The 20003-nt window shown below is 61.2% G+C and carries 21 protein-coding genes and 1 tRNA gene; 8 read left to right on the forward strand and 14 right to left on the reverse strand.

Translation table 11 applies throughout. The features are described 5' to 3' along the window. Positions 1-339 precede the first annotated feature (339 nt). The 3 genes from ACLP2E_RS03070 to mnmA all read right to left on the reverse strand — a co-directional run bounded on the left by ACLP2E_RS03070 (position 340) and on the right by mnmA (position 2354). Positions 340-416 (reverse strand) — tRNA-Met (locus ACLP2E_RS03070). Between the two features lie 76 nt (positions 417-492). Beyond that, positions 493-1152: a class I SAM-dependent methyltransferase gene (locus tag ACLP2E_RS03075; RefSeq protein WP_442461224.1), complete on the reverse strand. Its 660-nt coding sequence runs from the start codon at positions 1150-1152 to the stop codon at positions 493-495. Beyond that, positions 1149-2354, reverse strand: coding sequence for a tRNA 2-thiouridine(34) synthase MnmA (gene mnmA / locus ACLP2E_RS03080; protein ID WP_442461223.1), 1206 nt, complete (start codon positions 2352-2354; stop codon positions 1149-1151). The genes ACLP2E_RS03075 and mnmA overlap by 4 nt, the downstream gene beginning before the upstream one ends. A gap of 451 nt (positions 2355-2805) precedes the next feature. Here mnmA and sciP point away from each other — a divergent pair, with 451 nt between their 5' ends. Continuing rightward, the gene (gene sciP / locus ACLP2E_RS03085) at positions 2806-3081 is read left to right on the forward strand and encodes a CtrA inhibitor SciP (protein ID WP_243066288.1); all 276 of its coding nucleotides are present in this window, start codon (positions 2806-2808) and stop codon (positions 3079-3081) included. Between the two features lie 188 nt (positions 3082-3269). Here sciP and ACLP2E_RS03090 read toward each other — a convergent pair whose 3' ends face one another. Next, positions 3270-4310 carry a UPF0104 family protein gene (locus tag ACLP2E_RS03090; protein WP_442465132.1) on the reverse strand — a complete coding sequence of 347 codons (1041 nt, stop codon included), beginning with the start codon at positions 4308-4310 and terminating at the stop codon, positions 3270-3272. Between the two features lie 155 nt (positions 4311-4465). After that, a complete protein-coding gene (locus tag ACLP2E_RS03095; RefSeq protein WP_442461222.1) occupies positions 4466-4864 on the reverse strand; it encodes a flagellar export protein FliJ in 399 nt (132 codons plus the stop codon). A 519-nt stretch (positions 4865-5383) separates the two neighbouring features. Between ACLP2E_RS03095 and ctrA the strand changes: the two genes are divergently transcribed. Next, on the forward strand, positions 5384-6085 hold the full coding sequence (gene ctrA, locus ACLP2E_RS03100) for a response regulator transcription factor CtrA (RefSeq protein WP_442461221.1): 702 nt from the start codon (positions 5384-5386) through the stop codon (positions 6083-6085). A 99-nt stretch (positions 6086-6184) separates the two neighbouring features. Here ctrA and ACLP2E_RS03105 read toward each other — a convergent pair whose 3' ends face one another. The 5 genes from ACLP2E_RS03105 to ACLP2E_RS03125 form a co-directional block, all read right to left on the reverse strand. Continuing rightward, positions 6185-7102 carry a methyltransferase domain-containing protein gene (locus ACLP2E_RS03105; RefSeq protein ID WP_442465117.1) on the reverse strand — a complete coding sequence of 306 codons (918 nt, stop codon included), beginning with the start codon at positions 7100-7102 and terminating at the stop codon, positions 6185-6187. Between the two features lie 358 nt (positions 7103-7460). Next, positions 7461-7829 carry a response regulator gene (locus ACLP2E_RS03110; RefSeq protein WP_442461219.1) on the reverse strand — a complete coding sequence of 123 codons (369 nt, stop codon included), beginning with the start codon at positions 7827-7829 and terminating at the stop codon, positions 7461-7463. A gap of 79 nt (positions 7830-7908) precedes the next feature. After that, positions 7909-8868, reverse strand: coding sequence for a thioredoxin-disulfide reductase (gene trxB, locus ACLP2E_RS03115; protein ID WP_442461218.1), 960 nt, complete (start codon positions 8866-8868; stop codon positions 7909-7911). Between the two features lie 88 nt (positions 8869-8956). After that, positions 8957-9196: a hypothetical protein gene (locus ACLP2E_RS03120; RefSeq protein WP_442461217.1), complete on the reverse strand. Its 240-nt coding sequence runs from the start codon at positions 9194-9196 to the stop codon at positions 8957-8959. 250 nt (positions 9197-9446) lie between these two features. Continuing rightward, positions 9447-9656: a cold-shock protein gene (locus ACLP2E_RS03125; protein WP_442461216.1), complete on the reverse strand. Its 210-nt coding sequence runs from the start codon at positions 9654-9656 to the stop codon at positions 9447-9449. A gap of 344 nt (positions 9657-10000) precedes the next feature. On the opposite strand from ACLP2E_RS03125, the gene ACLP2E_RS03130 reads away from it, so the two are divergent. Beyond that, positions 10001-11353 carry a chloride channel protein gene (locus tag ACLP2E_RS03130; protein ID WP_442465118.1) on the forward strand — a complete coding sequence of 451 codons (1353 nt, stop codon included), beginning with the start codon at positions 10001-10003 and terminating at the stop codon, positions 11351-11353. 104 nt (positions 11354-11457) lie between these two features. On the opposite strand, the gene ACLP2E_RS03135 is transcribed toward ACLP2E_RS03130, so the two are convergent. Then, positions 11458-11850: a hypothetical protein gene (locus ACLP2E_RS03135; RefSeq protein ID WP_442461214.1), complete on the reverse strand. Its 393-nt coding sequence runs from the start codon at positions 11848-11850 to the stop codon at positions 11458-11460. Between the two features lie 447 nt (positions 11851-12297). Here ACLP2E_RS03135 and ACLP2E_RS03140 point away from each other — a divergent pair, with 447 nt between their 5' ends. Next, the gene (locus ACLP2E_RS03140; RefSeq protein ID WP_442461213.1) at positions 12298-12438 is read left to right on the forward strand and encodes a hypothetical protein; all 141 of its coding nucleotides are present in this window, start codon (positions 12298-12300) and stop codon (positions 12436-12438) included. Between the two features lie 18 nt (positions 12439-12456). On the opposite strand, the gene ACLP2E_RS03145 is transcribed toward ACLP2E_RS03140, so the two are convergent. Continuing rightward, positions 12457-13290 carry a DUF1194 domain-containing protein gene (locus tag ACLP2E_RS03145; protein WP_442465119.1) on the reverse strand — a complete coding sequence of 278 codons (834 nt, stop codon included), beginning with the start codon at positions 13288-13290 and terminating at the stop codon, positions 12457-12459. Between the two features lie 709 nt (positions 13291-13999). On the opposite strand from ACLP2E_RS03145, the gene ACLP2E_RS03150 reads away from it, so the two are divergent. Further along, complete coding sequence (locus ACLP2E_RS03150) at positions 14000-14506, forward strand: DUF3280 domain-containing protein (protein WP_442465120.1); 507 nt, start codon at positions 14000-14002, stop codon at positions 14504-14506. 171 nt (positions 14507-14677) lie between these two features. On the opposite strand, the gene ACLP2E_RS03155 is transcribed toward ACLP2E_RS03150, so the two are convergent. Together ACLP2E_RS03155 and ACLP2E_RS03160 are read right to left on the reverse strand one after the other, a co-directional pair. Next, on the reverse strand, positions 14678-15805 hold the full coding sequence (locus ACLP2E_RS03155; RefSeq protein WP_442460926.1) for an S-(hydroxymethyl)glutathione dehydrogenase/class III alcohol dehydrogenase: 1128 nt from the start codon (positions 15803-15805) through the stop codon (positions 14678-14680). 172 nt (positions 15806-15977) lie between these two features. Next, complete coding sequence (locus ACLP2E_RS03160; protein WP_442460927.1) at positions 15978-16187, reverse strand: hypothetical protein; 210 nt, start codon at positions 16185-16187, stop codon at positions 15978-15980. 200 nt (positions 16188-16387) lie between these two features. Here ACLP2E_RS03160 and ACLP2E_RS03165 point away from each other — a divergent pair, with 200 nt between their 5' ends. From ACLP2E_RS03165 to ACLP2E_RS03175, 3 genes are all read left to right on the forward strand, one after another. Beyond that, positions 16388-17230, forward strand: coding sequence for a quinoprotein relay system zinc metallohydrolase 2 (locus ACLP2E_RS03165; RefSeq protein ID WP_442465121.1), 843 nt, complete (start codon positions 16388-16390; stop codon positions 17228-17230). A gap of 274 nt (positions 17231-17504) precedes the next feature. Next, positions 17505-19307 (forward strand): lanthanide-dependent methanol dehydrogenase XoxF5, encoded by a 1803-nt coding sequence (xoxF5, locus tag ACLP2E_RS03170; RefSeq protein WP_442465122.1) that lies wholly within the window; start codon positions 17505-17507, stop codon positions 19305-19307. 138 nt (positions 19308-19445) lie between these two features. After that, entirely contained in the window at positions 19446-20000 is a 555-nt protein-coding gene (locus ACLP2E_RS03175) for a c-type cytochrome, methanol metabolism-related (RefSeq protein ID WP_442465123.1), read from the forward strand. Positions 20001-20003: the final 3 nt, after the last annotated feature.

Genomic DNA, 20003 nt, shown 5'->3' on the forward strand with positions numbered 1-20003 from the left:
CGCAGATTCGCCCATTTCCACACCCAAGGGAATCCCCCAATCATCACGATTCAGGCCAAGCGGGGAATGCTCTAATGTCGCTCGACGATGCTGAGGACGATCTCGAAATCCGAACCGCTACCATGACCGACTATATCACGACCGTTCGCGACCTACGCGCGAGCGTGAAGCGGGGAACGGTAGACGCGGATAGTCCGGCAGTGGTTAAGCTGCGAAGGCTTGTAAAGTCGGTGATTTTGGTTCCGGCGTCGGATGAGGCCGGGGTGATCGTCGAGATCAACGGTCGATTACGCTCCTTGTGCCGAAGGCCCAAGCGTGGGGGGCCGTCGGGGGGAACGATGGTAGCGGAGGAGGGACTCGAACCCCCGACCCCAGGATTATGATTCCCGTGCTCTAGCCAGCTGAGCTACCCCGCCACGAAGCGCCAATCGTCCGCGCCTCAAGTGGGCGGTCTATAATCCGCCGGCGCCGGCATTGTCAAGGAACCGCCACTCATTTCAGCCGCTCGATCCGCGCCAGTGTGAATAAGCCCAAAGGCGCGATTTTTCGGCGCTCCGTCAGGCGCAGATCGGAGCGCGTGGCCAGCCAATCCCCAAGAATCGCCCAAGGAAATTCCGGGCGCCAGCCGAGCGAGGCCGATTTCTGGCCCAGCCAGCGCTCGATCCAGGCGATCGGCCCCGTTTCTGCGCCGACGTGATTGACCAGCACGATCTCGCCGCCCGGCTTCACGACCCGCGCCAGCTCGTCGAGCGTCGCGGCGGGATCGGGAACGACCGTCAGCACATAGGGCGCCACCGCCGCGTCGAAATGTTGCGACGGAAAAGCCAGCCGCGTCGCGTCCATCACGCAAAGGCCCGCCACCTGACGCAGTTTTTCGCGCTTCACCCGCGTTTGCGCCCGGCGCAGCATCGGCTCCGACAGATCGACGCCAACGAGCTTTACATCGGCGTTGAACATCGGCAACTCGAGCCCGGTGCCGACGCCAACGTCGAGGATCAGGCCCCCCCGCCTCTGCGCGGCGGCCACGGCGGCGCGCCGTCCCGGCGCCATGATCGCGGTGAAGGCGAGGTCATAGACCGGCGCCCAGCGGGCGTAGGCTTCCTCGACATGCGCATTTTCCAGCACGGCGATTTCGCGGCGAATCTCGCTCATGCGCTGGCGACGCGCGGCAAAGACGGCGCGGCCACGGCCGATTCGGCGCTCTTGATGAAGCCCCCGCCCAGCATTCGACCCCGCGGCTCGGCGTTCTCGTAAAACACACAGGCCTGGCCGGGCGCGACGCCGTTCTCGTCGTCGAGGAATTCGACGAAAGCTTCGCCATCCTTCATTTCCAGCAGCGCCGGAACGGGCGGCCGGGTGGAGCGCACCCGCGCCGCGATTTCCAGACCTGCCGCCGCGGCTGTCTTGAAGTCCCCGGGGCCTATCCAGTTCACGTCGCGCAAAAAAACGCGCCTGGTCGCCAGGGCCGAGCGCGGCCCGACCGTAACCTGCGCATGGGCGGCGTCGATCTTGACCACGTAGAGCGGCTCGCCGGCGACGGCGCCCGCCGCGCCAAGGCCGAGGCCCTTCCTTTGGCCGACGGTGTAATGCATCACGCCATGATGGCGGCCGAGCTTGCGCCCATCGACGTGGACGATGTCGCCCGGCGAAGCGGCCTGCGGCGCCAGCCTTTCGACGATGTCGCTGTAACGGCCGGTCGGCACGAAGCAGATGTCCTGGCTATCGGGCTTGTCGGCTATGTCGAGGCCCAGCCGGCGGGCGTGCTCGCGCACTTCGGGCTTGCTCATTTCGCCGAGCGGAAAACGCAACAGCCGCAATTGCTCGCGTGTCGTGGCGAACAGGAAATAGCTCTGGTCCCGGTCGGAATCCATGGCGCGAAATAGCGCCCTCTCGTCTCCGTCGGCGCGCGAGGCGATATAATGCCCGGTCGCCAGAGCGTCGGCGCCAAGATCGCGCGCCATGTCGAACAGATCGACGAATTTGATCTGCTGGTTGCAGGTGACGCAGGGAATGGGCGTCTCGCCCTCGGCGTAGGATTGGGCGAAGGCGTCGATCACCTTGGCGCGAAACCGCGTCTCGTAATCCAGCACGTAATGCGGAACGCCGAGCCGCGCCGCCACCTGGCGGGCGTCGAAAATATCCTGGCCGGCGCAGCAGGAGCCCGGCCGATGTTCCGCTTCTCCCTGGTCGTAAAGCTGCATGGTGACGCCGACGACGTCATAGCCCTGCTCCTTGAGCAAGGCCGCGACCACGGAAGAATCGACGCCGCCGGACATGGCCACGACCACGCGGGTTTCACCCGGCGGCTTGGGCAGGTCGAGACTATTGCGATATGGCGACGCGGCGGCGGTCATGAATAAGGGTCTCGCGGTCCGGCCTTAAACTTCTCATCGTCAAAACGACGTTCGCGCTCGGAAATGGCGCCGGGCCATGCGCGGAGATGAGAGCAAAATCAAACGCCCACTCCGGACGCCCTCTTTCAATAAGCACTCTCGCGCCGTTTTTCAACGGATTTGGCTTGATGCCCTCACATCGGCCAGCCAACCGGAAGCTCGCCGACGCAACGGCGCCCGGCGGGGAAGCGGCGGGCGTTTGATTTCTCGCCATCGCAATACGGTTAACGCGAACCTTTGATCTGTGCCGAAGGGAAACACAATCGTCGCCTCGCTAAGACTTTGGCAAGAAACTCCCAGCCAAACAACCCGTTATCGAGAAAATTCGGCCTGTTGGCTTAGGCGTTTCTTAAGCCGCACGCGATAACGTCGAAAAATAGTCAGGGTTCTTTGCGTAACGTGAGTATCAAGCATGACCGAGCCCCACCGCCCGAGGGTAAAATATGTCATCGGGCCAGATGGCAGCCCGCTGACCATCGCCGATCTGCCGCCGCCGTCCACCAAGAGGTGGGTCATTCGCCGCAAGGCGGAAGTCGTCGCCGCCGTGCGCGGCGGTCTGCTTTCGCTGGAGGAAGCCTGCAGCCGCTATACGCTGACGGTCGATGAATTCCTGTCCTGGCAGATGTCGATCGACCAGCATGGCCTCGCCGGCCTGCGCACCACCCGCCTGCAGCAATATCGCATGTGACGCGGACGGACCCCTTTAGCGCCGTTGTGATTTTATGTTCGCACTTGCCGTCCAGGCATGAGCCTGGGAAGCGCGCCAGGAGCGAATGCGACCGAAAGCACGCCGTAAGACGGGCGTCTAAAGACGCCCTACTGGCTGATGCGAGGGATTCGTTGACCGCGACCCTTCGCGGTCAACGAAAATGTCATTCAGTCATGGGCGCGCGATTTCGCGTGGATCTCCGCCTGCTCCTCGGCGAGATGGTGATGATGCAGGATCGCTTCCGCGAGACGGCGCTCTTCGAATCCCATGATGACGGGAATGGCCAGAGCCAGCGGAAGAAGCAGGTAAAGCAGGCGCCAAAGCAATAGGGCGGCGAGCACGCCGTCCTGCGGCGCGCCGGGCATGCTCTTCAGGAACACCAACTCGAACACCCCCAGTCCGCCGGGAGCGTTGGACGCCAGAGCGGCGGAAAACGAAACGATGAACACCGCCAGGACGACGATGAAGCCCGGATTGCCGGCGTCCGGCAGCGCGAAATAAATGATCCCCGCCGCGCCGAGGATTTCCGCCGGCGCCGCGATCAACTGGCGCAGCACGATTTCCCAATGCGGATATTCGATCCGCGCGCCGAAAAGTGTCAGTGGAGGAAGACGCAGGACCGAGCCGACGCAATAGAGCGCGACCAAAGCGAGAAGCGCGAAACCAATAATGCGCGCTGTCGCTGAATCGGTGAGGAAAGTGGATAAGAAGGATGGAAGGAAGGACGGGAGGAATTCGCCGAGTTGGGCGAGCGCCTGCGGCCGCAAGACTAGCGCGACGCCGCCGACGACGGCTTCGCCGAGAACAAAAGTTAGGGAAGTGATCGCCACCAACATCGCGATCTGCGCCGCGCTGAGACCTTTCGACGAATAGCCGCGATAACGCACCATGGCGCCGGAGACGACGGAAGCGCCGATATTATGCGACAGCGCATAAGTGGTGAAGGAACAGGCGGCGACGAACCGCCAGGAAATATTGCTGACGCCGAGATGCAGTAGCGCGATCCGGTCGTAAAAGGCCAGGGCGACATAGGCCACCACCGTCGAGGCCAAGGCGAGCAGATAATGCGACGGCGGAATGGCGCGGAAGGCGGCGACAAGCTGCGGGCCGAGCGACTGACCCTGGAACTGGCGATACAGCAGCCAGAAGGAAACCAGGACTGCCGCAAACCCGAGCGCGGGCCAGATGTAATCGAGGTTGCGTTTGATGAAATTCATCCGGGCCCTGCGCGCTCCGATGGCGGCGAACGCTTTTCGTGTCCGCTCCCGCCTCCTTTGCTACACGAAGGCGCCAGGCGCAAGCATGATGTTGCTTGCGCCGACCGGGCGTTTGAGCTGGGCGTTCTGACGCCCAGCGACAGGGTTCAGGCGCGCGCGCCGCGGAAAACCGCCATATCCATCACGTCGCGGGTCAGATCGTTGAGCGCGGGCGCCTTGTCCCGGCCTTCCAGCACCTGCGCCTTGGCCAATTCGTCATTGGCCTGGTCGAACAAGGCGCGCGCCTCGTCGAGCTGGCCCTTCAGCTCGTCGGACGAATGCATCAGATTGTCGCGGCGTGTGCGGGCGGCGCGGGCATAGGTCGAATAGGCGTAATGCGCCATATCCTTGACGCCGGACTTCTGTTCCTCGATCGCGATTTCGCGGTCGAGTTCTCCGGCCATCCGGTTGAACTCCGCGATCATCATTTCGATCTGCGTCAGGCGGCGGCGTTTTTCCTCCACCTGAAAACGCTTGAGTCGGACGAGCGTATCCCGCGATTTCATGACTTCAACTCCAGGGACGCAGGCTGAAATTCATTTTCAGCCACCAAAGACAAATTCCGCGAGACGTTGCGAGATTGCCGTACGGAGGTTGCCGTTTCCTTACCCCAACGGCAAAAAGGTGAACTTTTAGCCAAAATTATTGCGCGCGCCGGGGAAAGCGGCCCTGCCGCTAAGCCTTCGTTAACCGCCATGCTTAACACTCCTTTCCATGTTCCTACCCGAAGGCCGATGGGCGGCGCGAAAGGCGGGAACAAAGAACGCCCGGCGATTACGGCCGGAAATCCGGCGCTGGCGTTTTTTCCACAGTCATTTTCGGCGCCAGCGGGGGGCCGGAGCAACCAAACGCGAATTAACGTCGAAGGCGCTTGCCAGAGTGAATCACTGTTTGTTAACCATTCGGCATTAAGCGTTTTCAGAAGTGATTTGCGTGGGCGCTCGTCTCGCGTCGAGGGAAGGCCGCTAGCCCGGCGTCCATCTCGACCGGCGTCGCAATTCCTTGGGGCGGGGTGAGGACTTCACATGCGCGTATTATTGATCGAAGACGACAGCGCCACCGCGCAAAGCATCGAACTGATGCTCAAGTCCGAGAATTTCAACACTTATACCACCGATCTCGGCGAAGAAGGCATCGATCTCGGCAAGCTCTATGATTACGACATCATCCTGCTCGATCTCAACCTGCCGGACATGTCGGGCTACGAGGTGCTGCGCACCCTCCGCGTCGCCAAGGTCAAGACGCCCATCCTCATCCTGTCCGGCCTCGCCGGCATCGAGGACAAGGTCAAGGGTCTCGGCTTCGGCGCCGATGATTATCTGACCAAGCCCTTCCACAAGGACGAACTGGTCGCCCGCATCCACGCCATCGTCCGCCGCTCCAAGGGCCACGCCCAGTCGGTGATCGCCACCGGCGACCTGGTCGTCAATCTCGACCAGAAGACGGTCGAAGTCAGCGGCGCCCGCGTGCATCTGACCGGCAAGGAATATCAGATGCTGGAGCTGCTCTCGCTGCGCAAGGGCACCACCCTGACCAAGGAAATGTTCCTCAACCACCTCTATGGCGGCATGGACGAGCCGGAACTGAAGATCATCGACGTCTTCATCTGCAAATTGCGCAAGAAGCTCGCCAATGCCAGCGCCGGCCGGAACTACATCGAGACCGTCTGGGGCCGCGGCTATGTGCTGCGCGAGCCTTCCGACGCCGACGAGCGCATCACCGCCTGAACATTTTCCGGCGCAACAAAAAAAACCCGCCTTGTCGCGGGTTTTTTATTTGCCTGAACCTTATCGTAGTCCCCCACCCCAGCCTGAATTCGCCTCCGTTTAGCGATGGAACCAGGCGCTCACCTTGAACAGGCTGCGTTTTTTTCTTTCTTTGGCTTTCTTGAGTTCCTGAATCGCCCAAGCGGCTCTTGACGCTTCTATATAGCAACGAGCGCTCTCGGTCGCCGCAGCAACCAGAAGGCTGCCAAAGCGCGCCGATGTGAGATGGTCCCGGTTTTCTGGAAGCATGGTCGACACTCGGTTCAGGAGATCGTTCCCGTCTTCCGGCGGATTATCCCCGTATTCGGCAAGGAAGGCCCAGTCGCGCCCGGGCAACGCATGCAACGTGAACCCGGCTTTGCGAAACGAGTGGCGAAGCCCCTTGAGGGAATAGCTAGCTATATGGCCTCTATTATGAGGATCAAGATAGCCAGGCTCGATGTTTTCTACATAATCAGGCTGGGCTGAGTTGAAATACCAAAGGGCGCGTGGCTCGGAAAGCCTCGCCAATTCACCAACAAGTTTCTCAAGCACTGGTGGGGGCAGATGCTCGATCACTTCGATACAGACACCACCATCGAAGCAACCTGAGAGGCTGGAAAGAAAACCGACACAATATTGTGGATGCTGGGAGCGGAAGGCAGGCGGCGGGGGGAAGGGCTCGATGCCCCAGAAAGTATTTGCGATCTCAGGCAGCAATTCCGCCGTCGCATCAAGCAATACGCCGGCGCCGCTGCTGACATCCAGAAAACGTCGAACCGGCCTGCGGGCATAGGCGAAAACCTCGGCCAATCTGATTATCGACGCGCCAAATCCGCGTTCGCGCGCCGAGGACAATTCCTCTTTCCAGTAAGCGTCGTCATAAATTCGCGCTTCACCCGCAATGGTTCGGTCAAGGAAGTCCTTTTCAGCGAGAATCGTTCCGCAACCGGTACAACGAAGAAAAGAGACGTCTTCGACATAGCGCAACGGCGTCAAGCTTCCGTCGGGACACATGGGACAGGCCTCGACGGCGGCGCTTGGACGGGACGCCGATGCTTCAAGATTGTCCGGGGAGGCCCCTATATCGACATGACTCATAAAGTTGGGCCCACCAAAAACTTATTGAATTGGCAAAAAAATATACCCTGAATGGCCGACGCGCCGCAAGAACATGAACCGCCGGGCTGGGCCGGCGCCGCGCCATGACGCCCCTTATATGGTTTCGGCCGATACCATCGAGTCGGAGTTAAACGCCTGTCGTGGCGCTGAGTCGGCCGGAACTACGAACGCAGCGCAGCACTGATTTCAAGAGAAGTTCGGAATCGGATCGAGGCTCGCGATCTATTCGCTCCAATCAACCGATCAGGCCGTTTTCCTCGAATTTTTCCTGGATGGCGCGATGGTCGAAGGGTTTCAGCAAAAAATCGTCGGCGCCGGCGCGCAAGGCGCGGCTGATCGCCAGGGGATCGTTTTCAGTGGCGCAGTAAATGATCCTGGGTTCGCCGCCACCGGGCAGGCCACGCAAAGCGCGGAGAAATTCTCGGGTCTCGGTCCCGTGGAGACGCCAGTCGAGCAGGATCACGTCGGGCATGGATCGGGCGCAAAGCTCCAGCGCCTTGGCGCCGTTTTCAGCCTCGGAACTGGAGAAATTCAACAGTTCGAGAATCCGGCCCGCGATGTTGCGGATCACCGCCGAATCATCGACGATCAGTCCCCGTTTCATGGCCAAGCCCCTGTTTTCCCCGGCGCCGCGCAAAACGGCCGCAGACGATCATTTTAGGACCCAAGCGTTAAAAAAACGGCTAGTCCTGCGCCGCCAGCCAGCGTTCGGCCTCCAGCGCCGCCATGCAGCCGAGGCCCGCGGCCGTCACCGCCTGGCGATATTTGTCGTCGGCCACGTCGCCGGCGGCGAAGACGCCCTCGATATTGGTCGCAGTCGAATCCGGCGCGGTCTTGATATAGCCATTGGGCTTCATCTCGATCTGGCCAACAAAAAGCTCTGTCGCCGGCTTGTGGCCGATGGCGACGAACACGCCGTCGGCTTCGATTTTCTCGGTCGCGCCGGTCTTGACGTTCTTCAGTCGCACGGCCTCGACCGAAAGCGGGTTTTCCGATCCGAGAATTTCGTCGATGACGCTGCTCCAGCGCATTTCGACGTTCGGCCGGGCGAACAGGCGTTCCTGCAGGATGCGCTCGGAGCGCAGGGAGTCGCGGCGATGAACCAGCGTGACGTGCGACGCGATATGGGACAGGTAGAGCGCCTCCTCGACCGCCGAATTGCCGCCGCCGACGACCACGACACGTCGGTTGCGGAAGAAAAACCCATCGCAGGTCGCGCAGGCGGAAACGCCGAAACCCTTGAATTTTTCTTCCGACTTTCCACCCAGCCATTGCGCCTTGGCTCCCGTGGCGACGATCAAAGCGTCGGCGGTATAAACGCGGCCGGAATCGCCGGTCAGCCGGAACGGGCGGCGGTCCAGTTCAGCCTTGACGATATGGTCGTTGACCAGGTCGGCCCCGACATGCTCGGCCTGAAGGCGCATCTGCTCCATCAGCCAGGGCCCCTGAATCGGCTCGGCGAAACCGGGATAATTCTCGACGTCGGTGGTGATCATCAATTGGCCGCCGGCCTCGAATCCGGCGATCAGCATCGGCTTGAGCATGGCCCGGGCGGCGTAGATCGCCGCCGTGTAACCGGCGGGACCGGAGCCGACAATGATGACTTTGGCGTGGACGGGCGGCGTTTGATCGGCGTTCGGCATGGGTTCCCCGCAGGCGGCAGCGACGGCGTTTGGGCTCGCCTTCTAGAGCGGTGAATGAAAAAGGGAAAGCCGGATTTCTCCGCGCTGGCTACCTTTTAACAGGATTGAGCAAAGCTTCTGTCGCCACCCGCTCGTAATCCTCGCGCTCGTTCTTGATCCGGTATTGCAGCCCCGATCCGCCGTCGGGAAGCTGGCGGGTGACCTTGAACGTCGCCTGCTCCGCCCGGCCTATCAGCGAGACAAAGGTTCCGACAGGGAATTTATGCCCGCTGGCCAGGACGTCGCGGCGCGCCTTGTCCGCCTCGAGTTTTCGCAAATGATCGCTCACGAGCCGTCCTTTCGAAGTCTTTTCCACCCGACCCTTGTTCGATCCGATGGAATCGGATTGAACAAGGCTCCGGTTTTCGTCTTGCGCGTTTTCTTCAAGCGAAGCGGCGCCCGCTTCGCTTGAAAACTCTTAAAATTCGCCCGCTGAAAAGCTAAACAAAAAGCCCCAGGCGTCGCCCGGGGCTTCCCGATCTCGCGCCGCGCCGCGCCATTACATCCGTGGCCGGCGACGCGTCAGCGAGTGGTCTCGATCATTCCGCCTTGAGGCGGGAAGCCGAAGATTTACCGGTGCGATTGTCGGCGGTCAGCTCGTAGCTGATCTTCTGGCCTTCGTTCAGGCCGCGAAGACCCGCCTGTTCAACGGCGCTGATATGAACGAAAACGTCCTTGCCGCCGTCGTCGGGCTGGATGAAGCCAAAACCCTTTTGACCGTTGAACCATTTTACTGTGCCGGTAGCCATGCGTAACTCTCCTTAAAGCAAGCTAAACCAGGCCCACTGCAAGCAATGGACCATTTCATATCGATATCTCTAGGGAGGTCGTCAGCTGCGTCCACGACGCAAGGCCAAGTCTTCGGCCGAAATTTCGATCAACATAAAGTAAACTTCTCTCAAGGCAAAAACAAGGCCGCGCGGAAATTAATTCCAAACCGCCCCTTTTCATCCCGCCCGTCTATTTTAGCTAAAAAATACAGCGTCCTCGCCTTGCCCAGCCGGCCCGGAACCACGACGAATTCGATTTCGCGACGCCCGCAATTCGCCTAAACAAATTGGACAGCGTGCGCGACGGGGGAGCCTTCCGCAAAATGGACGAGAATTTCGGTCGTTACGCCGCCCACCTGGCGTGGCGTTCGCGTATTGCCGCCAAGCGTTGGACGCGGCGCGCAATCTTTATCGCCGGCAGCGTCATAGTCGGCGCCACGGCGGTGCTTATGGCCCGAATGGCCGATGGGGCCCAGCATCTTTTTAAACACTTCCTCTTTTTGGCGCCCCACGCTCCACTCGTCATCACGCCCCTCGGCTTTGGCCTGGCTGCGCTGCTGGTGCGTCATGTCTTTCCCAACTCGCAAGGCAGCGGCATCCCGCAGGCGATCGCCGCGCTGCGGATCGACGACCAGGCGGCGCGCACGCCGCTGGTTTCCTTGCGCGTCGCCTTCGGCAAGATCATCGTCATGACGCTAGGACTGCTCTGCGGGGCCTCGACAGGACGCGAAGGGCCGACCGTCCAGGTCGGCGCCGCGATCATGTTCGCCCTGGGCCGTTATTCGCCCTATCGACAGGCCGGCTTTCTCCTGGCTGGAGCGGCGGCGGGCATAGCCGCGGCCTTTAACACGCCGCTCGCCGGAATCGTGTTCGGAATCGAGGAAATGAGCCGGTCCTTCGAATCGCGCACCAGCGGCCTCATCGTTGGCGCGGTGATCGCCGCCGGCCTGACCTCCCTGGCGCTGGTCGGCAATTATTCTTATTTTGGCTCGACCTCGGCCACGCTGCCCTTCGGCGTGGCCTGGATCGCCGTTTTCGTTTGCGCGGTCGCCGGCGGCCTGATGGGCGGGACGTTCATCCTGATCCTCGCACTCTTTGCCGGAGCCCTGCCGGGACGCGCCGGCGCCGCCATCAAAAGCCGCCCCGTCGTCTTCGCCATGATCTGCGGATTGGGCGTGGCGCTGTGCGGCCTCAACGGCGACGCTTCAATCTTCGGCACCGGCTATTCCCAGGCCAGGACCGTTGTTCATGCCGACGGCGCCATCGACTACTGGTTCGCGCCGCTGAAATTCATCGCAACCACGCTTTCCGCGATCAGCGGCATTCCCGGCGGCATATTTTCACCGTCCCTGTCCATCGGCGCTGGCCTGGCCTCGGCCCTGAGCCTGGCTTTCCCCCACGTCCCGCTCGGCGCCCTCGCGTTGATCGGCATGGTTTCCTACCTGACCGGCGTCGTGCAGGCGCCAATCACCTCCTTCGTCATCGTTTCCGAAATGACCAACGACCATGCCATGATGATCCCCCTGATGGCGGCGGCCCTCGTCGCCAATGGCGTCTCCAAATTATTGAGCAGAGAGGGCCTCTATCACCGGTTGGCGAAGAATTTCCTTCCCGCCGCGGGCGGAGCCGCCATCGCGGGCCCACCGGCCGCAAATAGCCGCGGTCTTGTTCGATGAGCGCAACAAAGCTAACGCCCCGCGAGCGGCGTCAGCCTGCGTGGTCCGAAACGCTTGATTTGCCGCGGCGAACTCCGGGAAGCCGCCGCGGTACGCAAAAAAACTCACTCGGCCGGTTCTAGCTCAACCACCCGCTCTTCGTGCACGATTTCCTTCGCGACCGGCTTTTCGACGTCGACCAGGCTGGCCAGCACACCGGCGCCAAGACGATGCAGCGGCATCTCGCTACCATTGGCGAATTTGATGCCGTCATGATGCAGGCCGCTCTCGAGACGGGTGAAGACGATCTTTTCGGACGCCGAGACCTTGAGCGTTTCCTGGAGATCGGCCGGGAGATTTTCAAGGTTCAGCTGCGTTCCATAGGAAACGCATACCGCGGTGGTGCAATCGCCCGGCGCCGCGAGGCCAATCGAACCGCTTGGAAAGCGGGTCGTTACATAGATTTCGCCCTCACGTGCAGGACGGGATGCATACATTTCCAGTGAGTAGTCACACATCGCATCGCTCCATTGACCAGAGCCAAGCCTCGTCCGGGCGACCCGCAATCGCGCGTAAGCGACGCACGTCTGTTCATTATTATTTGGCGGCTGGCATGGACGAGGCGCGACAGGCGGCCGCCATTTATTGATTCACTAACAAAGGAAAGCGGCGAAAGTTGCATCGCTCACGGAATGCGCAAGGCAAAAAAAAGACGACGTAGATCAGGACGTTCGCGCCTAAAGCCGGAAACCGGCCGCTCGGAGGCATTGCAGGAACAACGAGAGTGTCCGGAAACCCGCCGACGCGAAGAAACCTTTCAACTTCAAGAGTTGGAGGGTTAGATTTCAAACTGGTGTATTTGCACGCATGGGCGGCGAGTTTTGACCCTCTCATCGTTTCCGACTTGGCGCGTTCGATCTTGACGTCGAAATGCGCTCATAAAGCGTGGCGGCGAGCGAAGCGCCTTGACCTTCGCGCAGGCCGCGCTGTTTCGCGGCGCCGACATCACGCTGGTGCGGAAGCCGCTGCCGGCCATGCCGGTCGTCGGCGCGGTCTATTTCAGCTTCGCCCTCGCCCGCTTCCGCCGAGTTGTTTTCGGCAGCTGATCGTTCGCCCGAGATTTTTCACCGCGTCGAAGCCAGCTCAGGCGAGACGCGCCCGGATCGGCCTGGGAAGTCCGCGCGTTCGGCGTTGGGGCGGCTATTCCCTGGCGTTCGACGGCCGCTGATCTCGAAGACGAATTTCCGGCGAATTGCGTGGCGAAAATCCTTGTAGCCATTGGCCGGCAAGAGAAATGCGCCGTCGCCGCCGATCACATGCTTTTCATACCAGGGCTCCAACGTTTTGATTTCGCCCGTGAACTTGCGCTGCTCGAAAGGCCGCCCTGGCGCACGAAAGGCCCCGCCGCCGAGCGGCCGCGACGGGTCGCCCTCATTGATCGGCAAGCCGTTGATCGTCATGCCCGTCGCGACCAATGCGTCGCGATTGGCGATGGTCGCTTCTTCGCCGTCGCAATTGTCGATACCGTCGCCCGAGACATCCATTACGACACGGCCAGCGGGTGCGGGCTTCGTCGTCACGACCAGGTCCGACACGAATTTCATCATATGAGCGACGCAGGTAAATTCGCCCTCCTGGCGCGGCGTCCGCCGCACCTGCGCCGCCAGGGCCAACGCATCCTCCCGCGAAGCGATCCGCGTCCAGGGAATGGAGATCGCCGGACGCTCGGACCACTCGACCAGCGTGAAGAATATACTGGCGCGCCGGCCGCCCAGGATCGCCGCGATCACCGCATTGTCCTCCAGTGCGCGCGCGATCCCATCCATTTGCAGGGCATAACGGCCGTCGTCGACCGACCCGGAAACATCCACCGACACGATCAAAGCCGTATCGACCGGGCCGGCGTTTTGCGCTTCCCTGGCGACGGCCCGCTGAGCCGTGAGTAAAGTCAAAACCATCAAGAGAAGGCGAAAAAAGGCGGACAGGGCGCTCTCCCGAAATCTGGCGGCGAAGAAGAGTCGCGCTGCGGAAGCCGGTATTATAAGCGCAAGCGGCGTCCTTATTAATATGATCGACGAATTTTCGGGGCGGGACTCTAACCATTCGATGAATTTCGCCCCGGGCCCCTGATCACAAAAACTTGATCAAACCAAATTCTTCCCCCCGCGACGCGCGACTTCATGAGAAGGCGACTGACGGAGGTCGAGGTCGATGGCCAGCCGCTGCTGCTTGTCTGGCCCGGACGGGAGGGGACGTGGCCGCATAGGGACATTCCGCTTTTCGAAGGCAAGTTCGCCCGGCATTTTAGCGAAGTTGACCGCGCCTCCGGGAAGGAGGCGCAATAGGGAATTTCATCATGCGCTGATTGCGGCCTGTCCTTCGCGCGGGCTTCATCACATGATCGGCCCGTTGTTCCAGCAATCCGAGCGTTACCGTCGCATCGCCCTGGCCAAGCGGACGATCCCGCGTTGCCCGAGGCCTACACAATGCGCGACGGCCCCAACGCCAAGCGCTGTCGCAACAGGATCCCGTGTGAACTCCTTTCGAGAGCTTCATCTCGACGCGCTGGATGGCCAGGAAAGCAGCGGCTTGCCCAAAGCCGGCGCCGTGATAGCTTGGCATGACGCAGGGCGAGGCGCCCTGCCCCAGCCTCGGGACGGATCGGCCATGCGCGTGAAAAAGATTCTGACACGGGCCCTGCTGGCCGCTCTTGCTCTCGGCGCGGCGAATGGCGCGCGGGCGGACGAGGCGAAGACTGCCGCCGTCTTCGATGCGGTATTTGTCAACTCCTCGCCGCAAGAGACCTCGCCCGAGGAAACCGCGCGAGTCCAACGCATGACCAAGGAGTTGAAACTGGCGCTGGAAAAGTCCGGCCAATATCGCGTCGTGGACCTGGCTCCGATCGAAACCCAGATCGACGCCGTCAAGGATATCCACGACTGCAACGGCTGCGAAGCCGAGTTGGCGAAAAAGGCCGGCGCACAGATCGCCATCGTCGCCTGGGCGCAAAAGATCAGCAATCTGATCCTGAACCTCAATATCCGCATCGAGGACGCCGCGACCGGCGAGACGCTCAAGGGCGGCAGCGTCGATATCCGCGGCAACAGCGATCAATCCTGGGATCGCGGTCTGAAATATCTTCTTGAGGAGCATGTCCTCAGCGGCGCGCCGTAAGCGCGCGCTCAAAGAGCGCGCCGCGCGGGGCTTTGGAGGCCCTCCAGGCAGGGTTCGGCCGAAATCGCCAACCGACGCAATATAAGACCAGGAAAAAAGCCGCGCTGGAGGCGCGGCCTGGGAACAATGGATATCCAGCGAGCAGGCGGATTTCCGCGCTCCGGGTGGAGATCAATAGATCACCACCGAGCGGATCGACTCGCCCTTGTGCATCAGGTCGAAGGCGTCGTTGATCTTGTCGAGCGGCATGGTGTGGGTGATGAGATCGTCGATATTGATCTTGCCTTCCATATACCAGTCGACGATTTTCGGCACATCTGTGCGGCCGCGGGCGCCGCCGAAGGCCGAGCCGCGCCAGTTGCGGCCGGTGACCAGCTGGAACGGTCGCGTGGAGATTTCCTGACCCGACGGCGCGACGCCGATGAGGACCGATGTGCCCCAGCCGCGATGGCAGCATTCCAGCGATTGCCGCATCGTATGCACATTGCCGATGCACTCGAACGAGAAATCCGCGCCGCCGCCGGTGACGTCGACAATGGCCTCGACGACCTTGTCGCGACCGACGTCGTTCGGGTTGATGAAATGGGTCATGCCGAATTTCTTCGCCATTTCAACCTTGCCGGGGTTCAGATCGATGCCGACGATCTTGTCTGCGCCGACCATGCGCGCGCCCTGAATGACGTTCAGGCCGATGCCGCCGAGGCCGAACACCACGACATTGGCGCCGGGCCAGACCTTGGCGGTATAGACCACCGCGCCGATGCCGGTGGTGACGCCGCAGCCGATGTAGCAGATCTTGTCGAAAGGCGCGTCCTCGCGCACCTTCGCGAGAGCGATTTCCGGCAGGACCGTGAAGTTCGAGAAAGTCGAGCAGCCCATGTAGTGCCAAACGATGTCGTTGCTTCCGCCGGCCGGCGCGCAGGAGAAACGGCTGGTGCCGTCGGGCATCAGGCCCTGGCCCTGGGTGGAGCGGATGGCGGTGCAGAGATTGGTGCGCTGCGACAGACAGCTTTTGCACTGCCGGCATTCCGGCGTGTAAAGCGGAATGACATGGTCGCCAGGCTTGACCCACGTCACGCCAGCGCCGACCTCGCGCACGATCCCCGCGCCCTCGTGACCGAGAATGGCGGGAAATTTACCTTCCGAATCAAGCCCCGACAAAGTGTAGGCGTCGGTGTGGCACACCCCTGTGGCCTTGATTTCGACCAGAACCTCGCCGGCTTTTGGCCCTTCGAGATCGACGGTTTCGATGGTCAGAGGAGCCTCGGCTTTCCAAGCGACCGCCGCACGCGTTTTCATGGGAACAACCTTTTTTGGGAACAATCTTCGCACCCATTAAAGGCAGGGCCCCGCTTCCGGCGCAACGACTGGCGGCCTCATTAAGAACAAATTCAGAAAAGGCGCCGGCCGAGCCTGCAAAAAACGTTTGAGCCGAATTCGCGGACGTCCTAATCTGCGAAGCAGAGGCGGTTCAGCCCTTGCGGCAGAGCGACTTCACATAGAGCGTATCGCCGACGCCTTCGCGCAGGGCGCCGCGCGCCACCACTTCCTGCGCGCCATGCATGCAGACGAGCTCATTCGGCGCCTGGGTGGAAATCACGTCGATGGCGCTCGCCTCGTCGCAGGCCTGAGGCGGGGTGGAGAGTTGGCAAACGAGAATCACGGCGGTGAAGACGGACATATCTTTTTCCTTCTGACGAAACGCGAACTGCTCCCGAGGCCAGGCATGGAAGCGCCTGTCGTTTCAGTCCCCCCGCCGCGATCGCAGCGCCAAGCATGAAACGCAATTTCCTCTCTGTCCTAATTGCAGCTGTTGTTTTCGTCGCGTTGATCGCTGGTCCCACGGCAGCCGAAGAGACACAAGCGGCGCCGTCCGCTGCCATGGAAATCGCGCCGAGCGTCTATGTGCTGCCCGGCGTCATTGCGCTGACCGACAAGCAAAACGCGGGCCAAATCAGCAATTCCGGTTTCATTATCGGACGCGATGGCGTCGCCGTGATCGACACGAGCGGGAGCCTGGCCGCTGGGCGGAAATTGCGCGCCGCCATCCGCGCCATTTCAAGCAAGCCAATCCTTTATGTCATTTTTACCCATGTCCATCCCGATCATACTCTCGGCGCGGCGGCCTTTGTCGACGACCATCCGGTTTTTGTCGGCCACCACGCCCTGCCTGCGGCGATGGCCGCCCATGGCGAGGATTACCTCAACGCCGCGCGACACCTGCTCGGCGAGCAGAATTTCTCCGGAACGCAGATCGTGCCGCCGACGCTGCTCGTCGATGGCGAAAAAGAGATCGATCTCGGCGACCGGCGGCTAAAACTCGAATCCTGGCCGTCGGGACATACCAATACCGACATCACCATCACCGACGAGACGACTGGCGCCATGTTTTTAGGCGACCTGCTGTTTTCAGGGCACATTCCAGCGTTGGACGGTAAATTGACCGGCTGGCTCGACAATCTGCGAAAGCTGAAACAACGGCCCGTGAGGTTGGTGGTTCCCGGGCATGGTCCCGCCGCCATGGCCTGGCCTGACGCCGCGGAAGCCGAGGAGGCCTATCTGCGCCGGCTGCGTGACGATGTCGGCGAGGCTGTGCGCGAGGGCGAGACGATCCGTCAGACCGCCGAGTCCGCCGCTGCGAGCGAACGCGGCAAATGGCGGCTGTTCGACGATTTCAACCCGCGCAACGCCACCACCGCCTATCATGAACTGGAATGGCAATAGTTATTTTCGGTTTTATTGCAGCGCAGCATGAATTTAAATCGCAATCTCTTTCGTTCTAAGGCAATTATAAAAAATTAGAGCCTTCTGCACAGTTGCCGCCGTCCCCGGTAGAGATTAGCCTCTCGAGGTCATAAGATAATGACCACGCCTAAGCTCAGCGGGATCCCCGGTTTTGATCGCTTGCTGCCGACGGCGTCAAAAAACAAAAAAGAACCGGCCAAAAACTTGGCGGCGGCAGGCTGTCTGCGGTCGGCGGCGCATTGGAGGAAGAACCATGAAAAGGCTGTGCACATTAATTATATCCGTTAGCTCGCTGGCGCTCACTACGGCGGCGTTCGCCAATGATTCGGTGATCAAAGGCTCCCAGGACCCGGCGCAATGGGTGATGCAGGCGGGCAATTACGCCAACACCCGTTATTCGGCCCTCGATCAGATCAATAAAAGCAATGTCGCCAAGATCGCTCCGGCATGGAGCTTCTCCACCGGAGTGCTGCGCGGTCACGAAGGCGCGCCGCTGGTCGTCGGCGACGTGATGTATGTCCATACGCCCTTCCCGAACATCGTCTATGCCCTCGATCTCAACAACGATGGCAAGATTTTATGGAAATACGAGCCCAAGCAGGATCCTAACGTCGTTCCGGTGATGTGCTGCGACACCGTCAACCGCGGCCTCGCCTTTGCGGACGGCAAGATCTTCCTGCACCAGGCCGACACCACCGTCGTCGCCCTCGACGCCAAGACCGGCAAGGTCGAATGGTCGGTGGCCAATGGCGATCCCAAAAAGGGCGAGACCAACACCGCCACGGTTCTGCCGGTGAAAGACAAGCTGCTGGTAGGCATTTCCGGCGGCGAATTCGGCGTGCAATGCCATGTCACCGCCTATGACCTCAAGACCGGCAAGCGCATCTGGCGCGCCTACTCCGAAGGCCCGGACGATCAGATCATGGTCGATCCGGAAAAAACCACCTCGCTCGGCAAGCCGGTCGGCAAGGATTCGTCGATCAAGACCTGGCAGGGCGACCAGTGGAAGACCGGCGGCGGCTGCACCTGGGGCTGGTATTCCTACGATCCGGACCTGAACCTGGTCTATTACGGCTCGGGCAACCCCTCGACCTGGAATCCGAAACAGCGTCCCGGCGACAATAAATGGTCGATGACCATCTGGGCGCGCAATCCCGACACCGGCGAAGCCAAGTGGGTCTATCAGATGACCCCCCATGACGAATGGGATTACGACGGCATCAATGAAATGCCGCTGGTCGACCAGAAGATCGACGGCAAGGATCGCAAGCTGCTGGTGCATTTCGACCGCAACGGCTTCGGCTACACCCTGGACCGCGTCACTGGCGAACTTCTGGTCGCCGAAAAGTTCGATCCGGCGGTGAACTGGGCGACCAAGGTCGACATGGACAAGAACTCTCCCACCTATGGCCGGCCTCAGGTCGTCTCGAAATATTCGACCGAAGCGAACGGCGAAGACGTTAATTCGAAGGGCATCTGCCCGGCGGCGCTCGGCTCCAAGGATGAGCAGCCTTCCGCCTTCTCTCCCAAAACCGGCCTGTTCTACGTGCCGACCAACCACGTCTGCATGGATTACGAGCCGTTCCGGGTGAGCTACACCCCGGGCCAGCCCTATGTCGGCGCCACCCTGACGATGTTCCCGGCGCCAGGCGGCTCGAATATGGGCAATTTCATCGCCTGGGACGCCACCAAGGGCAAGATCGTCTGGTCTGACCCCGAGCAGTTCTCGGTCTGGTCGGGCGCCTTGGCCACCGCCGGCGACGTCGTCTTCTACGGCACGCTGGAAGGCTACCTGAAGGCGGTCGACGCCAAGACGGGCAAGGAGCTCTATAAATACAAGACTCCGTCCGGCATCATCGGCAATGTCATGACCTATGAGCACAAGGGCCGGCAATATGTGGCGGTCCTGTCCGGCGTCGGCGGCTGGGCCGGCATCGGGCTTGCGGCGGGCCTCGCCGATCCTCACGCCGGTCTCGGCGCGGTCGGAGGCTATGCGGCCCTCAGCAACTACACCGCGCTTGGCGGCGCTCTGACGGTCTTCGCCCTCCCCGAATGATCGCCTGACGCCAAGTCCAGCCAGGCGGAGCTCAAAGCCCGCCTGGCTTCTTTTTCCGAACTTGCGCCAAAGCCGCGGGCCTTCTTCGCCGAACGCAGCAAAAAGGCTCGCGCTCCAGAGTCGATTGGAATCAGTGTCGTGACCGATCTCGCCGAAAATCATCCCCCCCGCCGGACCGGAAAAATACGCATCGCCGTCCCCCTCTTCGCCCTTTGCGCCGTCCTAGGACTATGCGCCGCCAAGGCGGAGCCCCTTCCCGCAGCGCCGAACGCGGACGGAAAATATAGCGACGCCAATGGCGATCCCACCTATAATATCGACAAGGACGGCAAGACCGACTGGTACACCTATTCCGGATTCCTGCGCTATCATTCGGAATGTCACGTCTGCCATGGACCGGACGGCATGGGCTCCACCTATGCGCCGGCGCTCAAGGACACGCTGAAAACGATGTCCTATACCGATTTCGTCGCCACCGTCGCACAGGGTCGCAAGAATCTCGAAAATGGCCAGGAAAAGGTCATGCCCGAACTTGGCCTGAATAAAAACGTGATGTGCTACATCGACGACATCTACACCTATTTGAAGGCGCGCTCCGCTAACGCCCTGGATCGCGGCCGCCCGGCGGGTCACGAGCCCAAGCCCAAGGCTTGGCAGGACGCCCAGGACGGTTGCATGGGCGCTCCGAGCTGAGCC

The organism is Rhodoblastus sp. (assembly GCF_052145335.1).
GTDB lineage: Bacteria > Pseudomonadota > Alphaproteobacteria > Rhizobiales > Beijerinckiaceae > Rhodoblastus.

Excerpts from the sequence above, each read along its gene's own strand:
- ACLP2E_RS03075 (WP_442461224.1), bottom strand. The coding sequence starts at position 1,152 with ATGAGCGAGATTCGCCGCGAAATCGCCGTGCTGGAAAATGCGCATGTC.
- mnmA (WP_442461223.1), bottom strand. The coding sequence starts at position 2,354 with ATGACCGCCGCCGCGTCGCCATATCGCAATAGTCTCGACCTGCCCAAG.
- sciP (WP_243066288.1), top strand. The coding sequence starts at position 2,806 with ATGACCGAGCCCCACCGCCCGAGGGTAAAATATGTCATCGGGCCAGAT.
- ACLP2E_RS03095 (WP_442461222.1), bottom strand. The coding sequence starts at position 4,864 with ATGAAATCGCGGGATACGCTCGTCCGACTCAAGCGTTTTCAGGTGGAG.
- ctrA (WP_442461221.1), top strand. The coding sequence starts at position 5,384 with ATGCGCGTATTATTGATCGAAGACGACAGCGCCACCGCGCAAAGCATC.
- ACLP2E_RS03110 (WP_442461219.1), bottom strand. The coding sequence starts at position 7,829 with ATGAAACGGGGACTGATCGTCGATGATTCGGCGGTGATCCGCAACATC.
- trxB (WP_442461218.1), bottom strand. The coding sequence starts at position 8,868 with ATGCCGAACGCCGATCAAACGCCGCCCGTCCACGCCAAAGTCATCATT.
- ACLP2E_RS03125 (WP_442461216.1), bottom strand. The coding sequence starts at position 9,656 with ATGGCTACCGGCACAGTAAAATGGTTCAACGGTCAAAAGGGTTTTGGC.
- ACLP2E_RS03130 (WP_442465118.1), top strand. The coding sequence starts at position 10,001 with ATGGACGAGAATTTCGGTCGTTACGCCGCCCACCTGGCGTGGCGTTCG.
- ACLP2E_RS03135 (WP_442461214.1), bottom strand. The coding sequence starts at position 11,850 with ATGTGTGACTACTCACTGGAAATGTATGCATCCCGTCCTGCACGTGAG.
- ACLP2E_RS03145 (WP_442465119.1), bottom strand. The coding sequence starts at position 13,290 with ATGGTTTTGACTTTACTCACGGCTCAGCGGGCCGTCGCCAGGGAAGCG.
- ACLP2E_RS03150 (WP_442465120.1), top strand. The coding sequence starts at position 14,000 with ATGCGCGTGAAAAAGATTCTGACACGGGCCCTGCTGGCCGCTCTTGCT.
- ACLP2E_RS03155 (WP_442460926.1), bottom strand. The coding sequence starts at position 15,805 with ATGAAAACGCGTGCGGCGGTCGCTTGGAAAGCCGAGGCTCCTCTGACC.
- ACLP2E_RS03160 (WP_442460927.1), bottom strand. The coding sequence starts at position 16,187 with ATGTCCGTCTTCACCGCCGTGATTCTCGTTTGCCAACTCTCCACCCCG.
- ACLP2E_RS03165 (WP_442465121.1), top strand. The coding sequence starts at position 16,388 with ATGGAAATCGCGCCGAGCGTCTATGTGCTGCCCGGCGTCATTGCGCTG.
- xoxF5 (WP_442465122.1), top strand. The coding sequence starts at position 17,505 with ATGAAAAGGCTGTGCACATTAATTATATCCGTTAGCTCGCTGGCGCTC.